Genomic DNA, 13,370 nt, shown 5'->3' with positions numbered 1-13,370 from the left:
GGTGGGTCATGGCGATGACGGGGAACGGGGCTGCGGCGCGAGCGGCGACGGCGACGGGCGCGGTGACGGCCGGGACGACGGGGGCGACGGGGGCGGAGGTGTACGGGCGGCCGCTCGGGGAGCTGTTCCTGGAGCGGGCCCGGGAGCACGCCGACCGACCCGCCGTCGAGGTCCCCGGTGGGGCCCGGTACACCTACGCCGAACTCTCCGGCCTCGTCGTCCGCTTCGCCGCCGGGCTGCGCGCGCTCGGTGCGGCGCCCGGCGCCGTGGTGGCCGTGGCCGGCTCGCGCGGGGCCGAGGCCTGTGTCGCCCTGCTCGGCGTGGTCGTCGCCGGGGCCACCTACCTCCCGCTCGACCAGAGCCTGCCCGCCGCCCGGGTGGCCGGCATGCTCGACGACGGCGCCGCCGTGGCCGTCGTCCGGCTCCCCGGCGCCCCGACCGCCGCCGACAGCCCGGTGCCCACCTGGGACTACGAGCGGGTCCTGGCGGCCGGCGCCGGGGCCGCGGAACCGCCCGCCCACGGCGGGTCCGACACCGACGCCCCGGCGTACGTGATGTTCACCTCCGGCACCACCGGACGCCCCAAGGCGGTCCCGGTGCCCCGCCGCGGACTGGTCCGCCTCGCCGTCGACAACGGCTTCCTCCGGATCCGGCCCACCGACCGGGTGCTGCACGCCGCCACGCTCTCCTTCGACGCCTCCGTCCTGGAGATGTGGCCCGCCCTGCTCGGCGGCGCCTGCCTGGTGCCCGCCGACTCCACGCTCCTGCTGGCCCCGTACGCCCTGCACGAGTTCCTCCGGGACCAGCGCATCAGCGTCATGTTCGCGACCACCAGCGTCTTCCACCACATCGCCCAGGAACGCCCGGAGACCTTCGCCGACCTGCGCTACGTCCTGACGGGCGGCGAGGCGCTGCGCCCCGACGCCGCCCGGCGGGTCCTGGAGCGCGGCCGGCCCGAGCACCTGGTCAACGCCTACGGGCCCACCGAGACCGCCTGTGTGGCCACCGCCCACGACGTACGGCAGGTGCCGGACGGGGCCGCCGCGGTGCCCATCGGCCGCCCGATCGCCGACACCGTCTGCCACGTGCTGCGCGAGGACGGCACCGAGGCCGCGCCGGGGGAGGAGGGCGAACTCTGCATCGGCGGCCCGGCCGTGGCCGCCGGCTACCTGGGCAACCCGGACGAGAGCGCCCGCCGGTTCGTGACCGTCGACCCCGGCACCGGTCCCGTCCGGGTCTACCGCACGGGCGACTTCGTCCGCCGGCTGCCCGACGGGCTGCTGGAGTTCCGCGGCCGGCGCGACGACCAGGTCAAGGTCCGCGGCTTCCGCATCGAGCTCGGCGAGGTTCGGGACGCGGCGGCCGCCCACCCCGCCGTCACCGACTGCGTGGTGCTCCCGCGCGAGGACGGCACCACCCGCTCCCTCGCCCTCTACGCCGTCACCGCCCCGGACGGCACCGGCCCCACGGCGGCCGACCTGCGCGCCCATCTCGCGGCCCGGCTGCCGGCGTTCATGGTCCCGGCGAGCATCACCGTCCTGGCGGAGCTGCCGCTGGCCGCCAACGGCAAGGTGGACCGGGCCGCCCTGCTCGCCCTCACCGCGGAACCCGGACCGGCCGCCGCCGCGGACCGCCCGGGGGCGCCCGACGCCGTGCCGGCCACCGTCGCCGAGGTGGTCGCGGCCATCTGGGACCGGACCCTCCCGCAGGACGCCCCGCACGACGGCGACGACGACTTCTTCGCCCGCGGCGGGAATTCCCTGACCGCCTCCAAGCTGGTCCGGCTGGTCCAGGACGCCCTGTCCATCGGCGGCTCGCACAGCTACCGGCTGGTCGGTGAGCTCCTGATGCAGCCCACCCTCAAGGCCTTCACCGCCGCCGTCACCGCCACCGTCCGCGGCCTGCCGACCCCGTCCGCGCTGCCCGTGGCCGACCGCTGGCTGCCCGACCTCGACCGCCCGGTCCCGCCCGTGCTGACCGGCGCCGAGCCCCGCCCGGACCGGAGCCGGCCCCGGCACGTCCTGCTGACCGGTGCCACCGGCTTCCTCGGCGCCCACCTGCTGCGCGAACTCCTCGACCGGACCGACGCCGAGCTGCACCTGCTGGTCCGGGCCCGCGACACCGGCCACGCGCTGCGGCGCCTGGCCCAGGCCCGCACCCGGCACGGGATCCCCGGGGCGCTGCCGGCCGATCGGATCCGGATCCACCTCGGTGACCTGGCCGCGCCGCGCCTGGGCCTGACCGGGGCCGCGTACACCGAGCTGGCCTCGACCCTGGACGTGGTCCACCACTGCGGGGCGGACGTCAACTTCCTCTACCCGTACGAGCAGCTGCGCCCGGCCAACGTCGACGGCACGGCCGAGGTGATCGCGCTGGCGGCCGCCCGCGCGGTGCCGGTGCACTTCGTCTCCACCATCGGTGTGGTGCACGGCTTCGGCGCGGCGGGCGTGCGGCACGTCACCGAGGACACCCCGCTGGACCACGTCGAGCGGCTGTCCATGGGCTACACCGAGAGCAAATGGGTCGCCGAGGGGCTCCTGCGCAAGGCCGCCCTCGCCGGCCTGCCCGTCGCGGTGCACCGGCCGCACGAGATCACCGGTGACACCCGCAGCCACGTGTGGAACAGCGGGGCGGCGCTGTGCGAACTGTTCAAGCTGATCTGCGAGCTGGGACTGGCCCCCGACCTCCCGGTCGCGCTGAACCTCGTCCCCGTCGACGTGGTGGCCGCGGCCATCGTCCACCTCGCCCTGCACACCGAGGCGACCGGGCAGACGTACCACCACACCAACCCGCGCGAGGCGGTCCTGGAGGACCTGGTCGAGCGGTTGCGCGCGCACGGCCACCGGATCAGGACCATCGGCTACCGGGAGTGGACCGAGGCGATGACCGCGCACCTCGCCGACCGGCCGGGGCACTCGTTCACCCCGTTCGCGCCCCGCTTCACCACCCGGGCCGCCGGCAGCGACCTCACCCTGGAGGAGCTGTGCGCGACCACGCACTTCCCGGCGCTGGGCCGGGAGCGGATCGAGCGGGACCTGGCGGGCAGCGGACTGCACTGCCCGCCGGTCGACGCGGCCCTGCTGGACGCCTACGTCGGCTACTTCCACGCCTCGGGCTTCATCCCGGAGCCGCAAGGCGCGGTCGTAGCCCCGCAGGGGCGTGCGGCGGATCAGATGTCGACGACCCGGTAGGCGATCGTGTAGACGCCTCCGGAGCCCTCGACCGAGCGGTACTGGACCTCGCCCCCGGCCTCGCTGCCGGTGACCAGCGTGGCCCCGAGCTTGTCGTCGGAGCTGGTGGTGTCGTAGTCCCACACGGTCAGCGTGCGGGCCTGCTCCTTGCCGAGGACCAGGGCCGCGTTGCCGTTGGCGTCGCTCAGCGAGCGGACGTAGCCCGGGCCCATCGTCTGGTACTTGGCGTTGCCGGGCCACACCTTGACCGCGTTGCCGTTGGCATCGGTGATCTTGATGTACGCCTCGTCGTGGTCGCCCTCGCTCTGCTGGTGGCAGGTCAGCTCCAGCAGCTCGATCCGCACGTAGTCGATCGGCTCGGCCTGGGCGGTCCCCGCGAAGCCGGCGAGGCTGCCGAGCGCGAACAGCGCGGCCGTGGCGATCCTGGTGGTACGGCGCATGGTGGTGTCCCCCTGGTGCGTGTCCGTCCGCCCCTCCCCCGGGGCGGAGTGCCGTTCCTCCGGCACGGCACCCACCTTGCCCGGCACCCCCCGCCCCGCGCGCGCCGCGTTCCGCTGACCGGAACGCGCGCGCCGCCGCACCTCAGTTCAGCAGGCCCGGCGGCAGCGCGACGGGCCGGCCGCCGGCACCCCGGGACAGCCCGCGGGTCACCGCCGTGGCCGTCTCGGCGACGGCCCGGGCCACGGTGGCGAGGGGCTGCCCCGCCGGGACCATCGCCGCCAGCGCGCCGACCACGGCGCCGCCGGGGGAGCGGACCGGCAACGCCGCGCAGCAGACGCCGGCCAGGACCTGCTCCCGGTCCAGCAGGGCACCCGTCGCCCGCGGACCGCGCAGGGCCTTGCCGAGCGCGGTGTCCAAGGAGAACGCGGCCCCGCTGCGCACCGGGACCAGCGGTTCCACGGAGCCGGGCACCGCGCGCACGGTCAGTGCCCGGTCCTCGCGCAGCACGGCCAGCAGCACACTGCCGCCGGTGGCGGCCCGCAGCCGGTGCAGCGGCAGCCGGGCCGCCTCGCGCAGCCCGGGGTGCGGCTGCCAGGCCTGGCCGAGCCGGTACAGCCGGGCGCCCAGCCGGTAGCGCTGCCCGCGCCGCTCCACGGCGTCGAGCACGATCAGCTGCTCCAACAGGCGGTGCACCGTGGCCTTCGGTACGCCGCAGGCCAGGGCGAGCTCGGTCACCCCCGCTTCGCCGCCGTGGTGGCGCAGTGCCTCCAGCACCGCGAAGGCCCCTTCCAGCACCCCCCGGCCCCGTGCCGACTCCGCGCGTGGCCGTGCCGTCTCCTGCATGACGTTCCCCTGTCGTCCGCAGCCGGACCGCGTCCCCCCTGACGGTGCGGTCCCGGCACCGCCATGGTGCCGCGCCGGGCCCGCCGGACGAAGGGATTGCGCCGCGTGGCGCGTTCCCGCGTGGCGCGTGCCGCGGGTCACGGGTCGCGGGCCGTGGCTCAGCGGCCGGCGGCGCGCAGGCGCGCGGTCACCTCGCCGAGGCCGTCGGCGACGGCGGTGATCTGCTCCGGGGTGAGCACGTCGATCAGATGCGCGCGGACCGCCGCCACATGGCCGGGGGCCGCCTCCTCCAAGCGCATGCGGCCGAGGTCGGTGAGGACGGCGTAGACCCCGCGGATGTCGGTCGGGCAGGTGCGACGGCGTACCAGTCCGGCCTTCTCCAGCTGCGTGACCTGGTACGTCAGCCCGCTCTTGGAGTTGATCAGGCCGTTGGCGAGCTCGGTCATCCGCAGCTCGTGGTCGGGAGCGGCGGAGAGCCGGACCAGGATCTCGTACTGCGGGTGCGAGAGCCCGGCGTCGTCCTTCAGCTGCTGGTCGAGCTGCCGGTTGAGCAGCGCCGGCGCCGCCAGGAACGCGTTCCAGGCCCGCATCTCCTCCGCGGAGAGCCATCTCGTGTCACCCATGAACGCCACATTACGCGAGGTTGTTCCAATGTGAATCAAAGGCTAGGGTCGGAGGGAGTAGTTCGAATTCGAATCACTCCGGCGCGCGCCCGTGCGCCGCGCACCACCCGTCCGTACCCGTCCCCCCGCCAGAGAGACCCCCTCATGACCTCTCCCACCACGGCCACCTCCGCCTCCCGCACCGCCTCGGCGGCCTCCGCGTCCGCACGTACGGAGTCCACCGCCGCCCGTGACACGGGTCTGCTCCTGCTCCGGGTGGTCATCGGTCTGACCATGGCCGCCCACGGCACCCAGAAGCTCTTCGGCTGGTTCGGCGGCGGCGGGATCGAGGGCACCGGGCAGTTCTTCGAGATGAGCGGCTACCCCTCCGGCGAGGCCATGGCCGTCGTCGCCGGTCTCGCCGAGACCCTCGGCGGCCTCGGCCTGGCCGTCGGCCTGCTGACCCCGCTGGCCGGGGCCGCGCTGGTCGGCACACTGCTGAACGTCCTGGCGGTCAAGGGCACCGGCTCGTTCTTCGCCCCGAAGGGCGTCGAGTACGAGCTGCTGCTCACCGCCGTCGCGGCCGCCCTCACCCTGACCGGCCCCGGCCGCTGGGCGGCCGACCGCTTCGTCCCCGTCCTGCGCACCCCGCAGCCGCGCCACGGCGTCCTCGCGCTGGTGCTGGCCGTGGTGGCGGCCGGCGTGGTCCTGGCCGTCCGCACCTGACGCACGCGCACGCGACGACCGCCCGGGCCGCCGGGCCGGGCCGTGCCGCACCGCGGCACGGCCCGGCCGGACGCCCGGCGTCGACGACCCGGGTCCGGCGCGGGCGGGCGTCAGACCTCCTGCCCGCCGTCCGCCGGCTGCGCGTAGCGCCCGGCCAGGACCGCCACGGCCCGGCCGACGGCCGCGCGCAGCGACGGCGGCCCGAGCACCTCCGCCTCGACGCCGAGCCGCAGCAGGTCCCCGACCGCGACCGCCTCGGTCTCCACGGCCAAGGACACCTCCACCCAGCCGTCCCGGTCCGGCTCCCCGGCCTCCTCCAGCGCCCGGTTCCCCGCCGCCCCGAACTGCATCGGCAGCAGCCGCTGCCCCCGCGGCGAGAGCCGGAGCCGGGCCGTCCCCCGCAGCAGCTCGTCCTCCAGCCGGCGGGACTGCTCCGTCCAGTACGCGGCCAGGTCGAAGCCGGCCGGCCGCTCGAAGCAAGCGCCGGTCGCCTCCACGGTCAGCAGCCGGGAGACCCGGTAGGTGCGCACCGCGCCCTCCGCCCCGGCCGCCAGGTACCAGATCCCTCCCTTGAGGACGAGTCCCAGCGGGTGCAGCTCGCGGTGGCGCAGCGCGCCGTTCCACCGCCGGTACGCGACGCGGACCGCCTCGGCCGCCCACACCGCCCGGGCGACCGCCGCCAGGTGCGGCACCGGGTCCGCGTCCCGGAACCAGGCCGGGGCGTCCAGGTGGAAGCGCTCCTGCACCAGCCGGGACCGCTGCGCCAGGCCGTCGGGCAGGGCCGCCTGCAACTTCAACCGGGCGGTCGCCAGTTCGGCGCCCAGCCCCAGCTCGGCGGCCGGTCCGGGGGCGCCGACCAGGAACAGCGAGCCGGCCTCGGCGTCCGTGAGGCCGGTGAGCCGGGTGCGGTAGCCGTCCATCAGGCGGAACCCGCCGGCCGGGCCGCGGTCGGCGGTCACCGGGACGCCCGCCGAGCCCAGCGCGTCGACGTCCCGGTACACCGTGCGCACCGACACCTCCAGCTCCGCCGCGAGTTCGGGCGCGGTCATCCGGCCGCGGTTCTGGAGCAGCAGCAGGATCGACAGAAGACGGTCGGCACGCACGTCCCCATTGTGCGCGCCGTACCTGACAGAAGGTGTCAGGTACGGCGCGGAGGCTGGGCACACCGAGACGCGGTCCCGACGCGATCCGAGACGAAGGAACCACCCATGCCCGTGCAGATCTCCGGCCACTTCACCTTCGACGACTGGCAGGAGCACCCCCTGACCCCCGAGGACGCGAGCCCCCGGCTGACCCGTGCCGAGGTCACCAACACCTTCACCGGCGGCATCGAGGCCACCGCCACGGCCTGCGCCTACACCAACCTCTACCTCACCGCCGACACCGGCAGCTTCACCGGACTGGAGGTCTTCACCGGAACCGTCGACGGCCGCCGGGGCGGCTTCGCGGCCGAGGAGCGCGGGGTGTTCACGGCGGAGGGACAGGTCCACTGCACCTTCGAGGTGGTGCCCGGCAGCGGCACCGGCGAGCTCACCGGACTGCGCGGTTCCGGCAGCTTCACCCACACCCACGGGGCCGCCACCGTCCCCTACACCTTCACCTACGACCTGGACCGACACCCCTGACGGGGGTTGGGAGGGGGGCCGGAGTGGAAAGGGGCATCGTATGAGTACACACCTTACCGATGACCTCCCCACCTACGAGGACGTGGTGGCGGCGTCCCACCGCCTCGCCGGTCACGCCCACCGCACCCCCGTCCTCAGCTCCCGGCTCGTCGACGAACAGCTCGGCGCCCGTGTGGTGTTCAAGTGCGAGAACCTCCAGCGTGCGGGCGCGTTCAAGTTCCGCGGTGCGTTCCACGCACTCAGCCGGTTCACGCCCGAGCAGCGCCGCGCGGGCGTGGTCGCCTTCTCCTCCGGCAACCACGCCCAGGCGGTCTCCTTGGCGGCGAGCCTGCTCGGCATCCCCGCCACCATCGTCATGCCGTACGACGCGCCGGCCGCCAAGGTCGCCGCGACCAAGGCCTACGGCGGCGAGGTCGTCGGCTACGACCGCTACACCGAGGACCGGCTGGCGATCGGCCAGGAGCTGGCCCGGAGCCGGGGACTCACCCTGCTGCCGCCGTACGACCACCCCGACATCATCGCCGGCCAGGGCACGGCCGCGAAGGAACTGTTCGAGGAGGTCGGCACCCTCGACGCGCTGTTCGTCCCGGTCGGCGGTGCCGGTCTGCTCTCGGGCAGCACCCTGGCCGCCCGGGCCCTCTCCCCGGGCTGCCGCGTCCACGGCGTCGAGCCCGCCGCGGGCGACGACGTGCGCCGCTCGCTCCAGGAGGGCCGGATCGTCCGCATCGACACGCCCGAGACCCTCGCCGACGGGGCCCAGACCCAGTTCATGGGGGAGCTCCCGTTCCGCATCCTCGCCCCGGAGCCCCCGGAGATCCTGACCGCCACCGATGCCGAACTGGTCGCGGAGATGCGCACCTTCGCCACCTACCTCAAGCTCGTGGTGGAACCCACCGGCTGCCTGGGCCTCGCGGGCGTGCGCGGGATCGCCGACCGGCTGCGGGGCCGCCGGATCGGGGTGATCGTCAGCGGCGGCAACATCGACCTCCCGCGCTACGCCGACCTGCTCGGACAGCGGTGAACCGCGGCCCCGCCCCGCCGCCGCCCCGGCCGGTCAGGGGTTGACGGCCGTCAGCAGCACCACGGCGTCCGTGAGCGCGGTCAGCGCGTGCGGGTCGGGCGGCAGTGCGTGCAGGAACCCCGGCCCCACCTCGACGTCCCCGGAGGCCGCCGTCAGCCGGACGGTGCCGCGCAGCACCAGCAGGGACCCGGCGGGCGGGGACAGGTGCTCGTCCAGGGTGGTCCCCACCGTGAGCGCGATCAGGCTCTGGCGCAGCGGCTGGTCGTGCAGGACCAGGTGGGCGCTGCGCCCGTGCGGGTGTTCCCGGGCCGCGGCCAGGTGTTCCTCGGCCAGCGCGTTGAGGTCGTCCATGTGTCCTACCTCGAAGTGTCGATGATGCAGAAGCGGTTGCCGTCGGGATCGGCGAGGACGACGAAGTCGGGGTCCTCCGGGTAGTGGTCCCAGTCCACCCGCCGCGCGCCGAGCGCGACCAGCCGTTCGACCTCGGCCGCCTGCCCGGCCGCGTCCCCCGCGTACAGGTCCAGGTGCACCCGGGGGTGCTCCTGGGGCGCGGTGTCGCTGCCCATCAGCGCCACCTGCACCCCCGGGCCGCCGTCCGCCGGCCGCAGGACCACGAAGTCGTCCCGCAGCGCGTCGCGCGGCACGTAGTCCAGGGCCCGCGTCCAGAAGGTGACGGCCCGCGGCACGTCCGAGACACCCAGCACGATCGATCCGATGGTCAGCATGGTCGGTCAGTCAACCAGACACATGCGCAACGGGCCTCCGGGGGAGGCCCGTCGCGCAGTGTCCGCGCCGGCGGCGCACGCCGGCCGCCGCCCTCAGCGGAGGGCCGGGCGCTCCCAGCGGTAGAACTCCTGGGCCATCGCGTCCTTCGGGCTGCGCCAGGTGGCCGGGTCGTGCGCACTGACGTACGCCTGGAGGTCCTGGCTCAGCCTCTTGAACTCCGGGTGCGAGGCCGCCTTCGCGATCTGCGCCTCCGTCGGCCGGTCCGACTCGATGAGGTGGAAGTACAGCTCTCCGAACTGGAAGAGGCTGCGCCCCGTCACCCCGATGACCTCGGGGAGCTCCCCCTGGTCGGAGGCCGCGAACAGCTCGGCGATGTCGGGGGCCGATCCCGGGGCCATCCGGGCGACGATGAGGGTCCGGTGCATGGGATGTGTCCTTCGTCCGGCGGCGCTAGCCGACGCGGGCTTCGATCTTCTCGCGGATGAGGTCCATCTGGATCTTGGAGTTGCTGTTGATCCGCTCGGTCATCCCGTGGTCGTCCACCGGCGCGTCGGGCTTCATCTGGAAGTCCTGGACCCAGCGCATCTTGGTACCGCCGGGCACCTGCGCGTAGTGCCAGCGGATGTTCATGTAGGCGAACGGACCGGTCTCCACGCGGTGCGCCTGCACCTGCAGGCCCGCGCGGTCGGTGGTGCGCTCCGAGACCCAGCTCCACACGGTCCCGTTCTCGTCCGGGTGCATGGTCAGGCGGAACCGGGTGGTGTCGCCCTGCTGGTGGAGGATGTCCACCGAGGCGTACTCGCTGAACAGGTGGGGCCAGTTGGGGAGGTCGTTGGTGATCTCCCAGACGAGGTCGACGGGGGCGCCGACCGTGATCTCGTTGTCGGTGTGTCCGGGCATGGTCCGTCAGGCTCCTGTCATCAGGCTGTTGTTGACCAGGTCGAGGAATTCACGGGGGGTCTGGCAGCGGTCGGCGTCCGTCGGCAGCGAGCGGCCCCTGCGGTTCTCCAGCTCGCCGACGATGCCCAGCAGCCCCAGGGAGTCGAGGCCGTAGTCCTCGAAGCGGGCGTCGGGCCGGCTCGCCATCTCGGCGGGATCGACGGTGATGCCGGCGCCGGACTTCATCAGGGCGGCCAGCTCTTCGAGCGTCAGTCGTTCGGACATCGGTCTCTCTCTTCCTGGACGGGTCCCTCAGGCGGACGGGTCCGCAGGGGCTTTGCGTACGACGAGCGCCGAGTTGGAGCCCATCAGGCCCCGGCTCAGCACGAGCGCCGTCCTCAGTTCCGCCGGGCGGGCGCTCCCGGTGACCACGTCGAGGTCGTGGCACACGTCGAAGACGTTCGGGGTCGGCGGCACCATGCCGTGCTCCATCGCCAGCACGGCCGCCGCCGTGTCCAGCACCGAGGCCGCGCAGTACGCCCGCCCGGTCCCGGTCTTGGGCGCCGTCACCGGCACCGTCCGGCCGCGCCGGCCCAGGGCCTTGGCGATCGCACGGGCCTCGGCGGCGTCCGCCGCCGGGGTGCCCAGGGCGTCCGCGAAGACCACGTCGATCTCCTCGGGCGCGCACCGCGCCTCCGTCAGCGCCCCGCGGATGGCGTGCGCCAGGCCGTCGGCCGAGTCCGCCCATCTGCGCGCCCCGGTGAAGGTCGCGGCGTGCCCGAGCAGCGAGGCCCGTACCGGGGCGCCCCGGCGCCGGGCCGTCCGCTCGTCCTCGACCACGAACATGGCCCCGCCCTCGCCCGGCGCGAAGCCGCAGGCGTCGGAGGTGAACGGGCGGTAGGCCCGGTCCGGCTCCTTGCGCGGGCTCAGGTCCTCGTACCCGAGCTGGCAGGCGATCGAGTACGGCGCCAGCGGGGCCTCGGTGGCCCCGGCCAGCACCGCTGCGCTGCCCTGCCCGATGGCCCGTACCGCGTGCGCGAACGCGTCCAGCCCGCCCGCCTCGTCACTGGCGACCACCCCGCACGGGCCCTTGAACCCGTGCCGGATGGAGATCTGGCCGGTGCTCGCCGCGTAGAACCAGGCGATCGACTGGTACGGTCCCACGAACCGGGGCCCCTGGCCCCACAGCCGCTGGAGCTCGCGCTGGCCGAACTCGCCGCCGCCCGAGCCGGCCGCGGTGACCACGCCGACCGAGTACGGGTCGCTCTCCCACTCGGAGCGCCCGAACCGGGCGTCCGACAGGGCCAGGTCGGCCGCCGCGAGGGCGAAGTGCGAGAACCGGTCCGTCTGGACGACGTACCGCTCCTCGATCGAGGCCGCCGCGTCGAACCCGTGCACCTCGCCCGCCACCCACAGCGGCAGCTCCGTGCAGCCCTCGCGGGTGACCCGGTCGAGGACGCTCAGGCCCGACTGGGTGGCCTTCCAGAACGCGTCGGCGCCGAGCCCGTTCGGGGCGACGACCCCGATGCCGGTGATCACCGCCGTACGCGGCGGTCGGTTCCTGCTCATGACATCGTCCCTCGGGGCTTGGTCATGACGACGGCGGACTGGAAGCCGCCGAAGCCGCTGCCGACCGAGAGCACGCTGCGCAACTCGCGGTCGCGCGCGGTCTTCGGCACGTAGTCCAGGTCGCACTCGGGGTCGGGGGTCTCGTAGTTCGCGGTCGGCGGGACCACCTGGCGGGTCATGGCCAGCACGCACGCGGCCAGTTCTATGGCCCCGATCGCGCCCAGCGAGTGCCCGACCATCGACTTGATGGAGGTCATCGGCGTCTTGTAGGCGTGCTCGCGCAGCACCCGCTTGACCGCCGCCGTCTCGTGCCGGTCGTTCTGCTTGGTGCCCGAGCCGTGCGCGTTGACGTAGTCGATGTCGGTCGGGTCGAGGCCGGCCTGGTCCAGCGCCACCTCGATCGCCCGGGCCATCTCCAGGCCCTCCGTGGTCAGCCCCGTCATGTGGTGGGCGTTGCCGAAGGTCGCGTAGCCGCTGATCTCGCAGAGGATCTGCGCCCCGCGCCGGCGCGCGTGGTCGAGCTCCTCCAGCACCAGGACGGCGCCGCCCTCGCCGAGGACGAACCCGTCCCGGTCGGCGTCGAACGGCCGGGAGGCGTGGGCCGGGTCGTCGTTGTTGGGGGAGGTGGCCTTGATGGCGTCGAAGCAGGCCACCGTGATCGGGGATATCGGGGAGTCGGAGGCGCCGGCGATGCACACGTCCAGGCGGCCCTCCTCGATCGACTGGACGGCGTACCCGACCGCGTCCAGCCCGGACGTGCAACCCGTCGACACGGTCTGCACCTTGCCGCGGGCGCCGGTCTGCTCCGCCACCGCGCTGGCCAGGGTCGCCGGGGTGAACGCCCGCTGCAGGTGCGGTTCGGCGAAGGTGTGGTCCACCGCCCACCGCTCCCCGCGCCGGCTGACGGCGACGTAGTCGTGCTCCAGCCGGGTGGTGCCGCCCACCGCGGTGCCCATGGACACCCCGGTGCGCCAGGCGTTGTCCTCGTCCACCTCCAGGCCGGCCTGCCGGACCGCCTCCCGGGCCGCGACCAGCGCGAACTGGATGTAGCGGTCCGCGCGGGCGGTGTCCTCGGCGGTCAGCCCGTGCTCGGCGGGGTCGAAGTCGACCTCGGCGGCTATCCGGGAACGGAACCCGGCCGGGTCGAACAGGGTGATCCCGCGGGTGGCCGTACGGCCGTTGGCCAGCAGGTCCCAGAACGCCGGCACTCCTATCCCACCGGGAGCGACCACGCCGATCCCGGTGACCACCACGCGCCGCTTCACGGCGCGCCCCCGACGGACATCACGGGCCGCCCGTCGTCCTCTTCGCCCGTGACCGGATAGGGCTCGGTGTCCACGTGCCCGAGCTCCGGGCGCGGGGCCAGCGGGCCCAGGTGGAACACGATCCGGGCCGGTTCGTCGCCCACACAGCGGAACCTGTGCCGGACGTTGATCGGCACCATGATCCCCTGGTCGGTGCGCAGCGGATGCGGCTCGCCGTCGAGGTCGACCTCCAGCCGGCCCTGGACCACGTACACGAACTCCTCGGAGTACGGGTGGTAGTGCTCGCTGATCGACTCGCCGGGCTTCAGCGTGGCCACGCCCATGAACCCACTGGTGGAACCGACCGTGGTCGGCGTCAGTACGGCTCGCAGGTCGCCGCCGCGCTTGCGGTTGGGCTGGGTGTCGCTGAGGTCCACGATGCGTGGGCCGTATCCGGTCACGGCAGTGTCCCTTCGGTGGGGGCGGGGGGAGAGGGGGAACGG

General features: G+C 74.4%; 16 protein-coding genes. 4 read left to right on the top strand and 12 right to left on the bottom strand.

What is annotated here, in order from left to right:
- Window positions 1-14: 14 nt before the first annotated feature.
- Window positions 15-3,191: an amino acid adenylation domain-containing protein gene (locus tag EF918_RS23550; RefSeq protein WP_185921882.1), complete on the top strand. Its 3,177-nt coding sequence runs from the start codon at window positions 15-17 to the stop codon at window positions 3,189-3,191.
- On the opposite strand, the gene EF918_RS23545 is transcribed toward EF918_RS23550, so the two are convergent.
- The 3 genes from EF918_RS23545 to EF918_RS23535 form a co-directional block, all read right to left on the bottom strand.
- Window positions 3,170-3,697, bottom strand: a complete 528-nt coding sequence (locus EF918_RS23545; RefSeq protein ID WP_260610551.1) for a hypothetical protein — start codon at window positions 3,695-3,697, stop codon at window positions 3,170-3,172. The two genes, EF918_RS23550 and EF918_RS23545, sit on opposite strands and share 22 nt — an antisense overlap.
- A gap of 76 nt (window positions 3,698-3,773) precedes the next feature.
- Complete coding sequence (locus EF918_RS23540; RefSeq protein WP_125650166.1) at window positions 3,774-4,475, bottom strand: IclR family transcriptional regulator; 702 nt, start codon at window positions 4,473-4,475, stop codon at window positions 3,774-3,776.
- 158 nt (window positions 4,476-4,633) lie between these two features.
- On the bottom strand, window positions 4,634-5,098 hold the full coding sequence (locus EF918_RS23535; RefSeq protein ID WP_125650164.1) for a MarR family winged helix-turn-helix transcriptional regulator: 465 nt from the start codon (window positions 5,096-5,098) through the stop codon (window positions 4,634-4,636).
- A 144-nt stretch (window positions 5,099-5,242) separates the two neighbouring features.
- Here EF918_RS23535 and EF918_RS23530 point away from each other — a divergent pair, with 144 nt between their 5' ends.
- Window positions 5,243-5,803, top strand: coding sequence for a DoxX family protein (locus EF918_RS23530; protein WP_125650162.1), 561 nt, complete (start codon window positions 5,243-5,245; stop codon window positions 5,801-5,803).
- 110 nt (window positions 5,804-5,913) lie between these two features.
- Here the strand turns inward: EF918_RS23530 and EF918_RS23525 are convergent, their stop codons facing one another.
- On the bottom strand, window positions 5,914-6,906 hold the full coding sequence (locus tag EF918_RS23525) for a YafY family protein (RefSeq protein WP_125650160.1): 993 nt from the start codon (window positions 6,904-6,906) through the stop codon (window positions 5,914-5,916).
- Between the two features lie 105 nt (window positions 6,907-7,011).
- Here EF918_RS23525 and EF918_RS23520 point away from each other — a divergent pair, with 105 nt between their 5' ends.
- Both EF918_RS23520 and EF918_RS23515 read left to right on the top strand, forming a co-directional pair.
- Window positions 7,012-7,428, top strand: coding sequence for a DUF3224 domain-containing protein (locus EF918_RS23520; protein WP_125650158.1), 417 nt, complete (start codon window positions 7,012-7,014; stop codon window positions 7,426-7,428).
- Between the two features lie 40 nt (window positions 7,429-7,468).
- Window positions 7,469-8,449, top strand: coding sequence for a threo-3-hydroxy-L-aspartate ammonia-lyase (locus tag EF918_RS23515; RefSeq protein ID WP_125650156.1), 981 nt, complete (start codon window positions 7,469-7,471; stop codon window positions 8,447-8,449).
- 33 nt (window positions 8,450-8,482) lie between these two features.
- Here the strand turns inward: EF918_RS23515 and EF918_RS23510 are convergent, their stop codons facing one another.
- The 8 genes from EF918_RS23510 to EF918_RS23475 form a co-directional block, all read right to left on the bottom strand.
- Window positions 8,483-8,800, bottom strand: coding sequence for a cupin (locus EF918_RS23510; RefSeq protein ID WP_125650154.1), 318 nt, complete (start codon window positions 8,798-8,800; stop codon window positions 8,483-8,485).
- Window positions 8,801-8,805: 5 nt separating this feature from the next.
- Window positions 8,806-9,174 (bottom strand): VOC family protein, encoded by a 369-nt coding sequence (locus tag EF918_RS23505; RefSeq protein WP_125650152.1) that lies wholly within the window; start codon window positions 9,172-9,174, stop codon window positions 8,806-8,808.
- Window positions 9,175-9,267: 93 nt separating this feature from the next.
- A complete protein-coding gene (locus tag EF918_RS23500; protein WP_125650150.1) occupies window positions 9,268-9,600 on the bottom strand; it encodes a TcmI family type II polyketide cyclase in 333 nt (110 codons plus the stop codon).
- Window positions 9,601-9,625: 25 nt separating this feature from the next.
- Window positions 9,626-10,075 (bottom strand): SRPBCC family protein, encoded by a 450-nt coding sequence (locus tag EF918_RS23495; RefSeq protein WP_125650148.1) that lies wholly within the window; start codon window positions 10,073-10,075, stop codon window positions 9,626-9,628.
- A 6-nt stretch (window positions 10,076-10,081) separates the two neighbouring features.
- The gene (locus EF918_RS23490; protein WP_125650146.1) at window positions 10,082-10,339 is read right to left on the bottom strand and encodes an acyl carrier protein; all 258 of its coding nucleotides are present in this window, start codon (window positions 10,337-10,339) and stop codon (window positions 10,082-10,084) included.
- Window positions 10,340-10,366: 27 nt separating this feature from the next.
- Window positions 10,367-11,623 (bottom strand): beta-ketoacyl synthase N-terminal-like domain-containing protein, encoded by a 1,257-nt coding sequence (locus EF918_RS23485; RefSeq protein WP_125650144.1) that lies wholly within the window; start codon window positions 11,621-11,623, stop codon window positions 10,367-10,369.
- Window positions 11,620-12,888, bottom strand: coding sequence for a beta-ketoacyl synthase (locus EF918_RS23480; protein WP_125650142.1), 1,269 nt, complete (start codon window positions 12,886-12,888; stop codon window positions 11,620-11,622). The genes EF918_RS23485 and EF918_RS23480 overlap by 4 nt, the downstream gene beginning before the upstream one ends.
- Window positions 12,885-13,328, bottom strand: coding sequence for a cupin domain-containing protein (locus tag EF918_RS23475; protein ID WP_125650140.1), 444 nt, complete (start codon window positions 13,326-13,328; stop codon window positions 12,885-12,887). Before EF918_RS23475 ends, EF918_RS23480 begins: the two co-directional genes overlap by 4 nt.
- Between the last annotated feature and the right edge of the window lie 42 nt (window positions 13,329-13,370).

It is taken from the genome of Streptomyces sp. WAC06614, from assembly GCF_003949795.1.
GTDB lineage: Bacteria > Actinomycetota > Actinomycetes > Streptomycetales > Streptomycetaceae > Streptomyces.
Note: the sequence above shows the minus strand (reverse complement) of the source record. Positions and strands in the feature narration are given on the sequence as shown.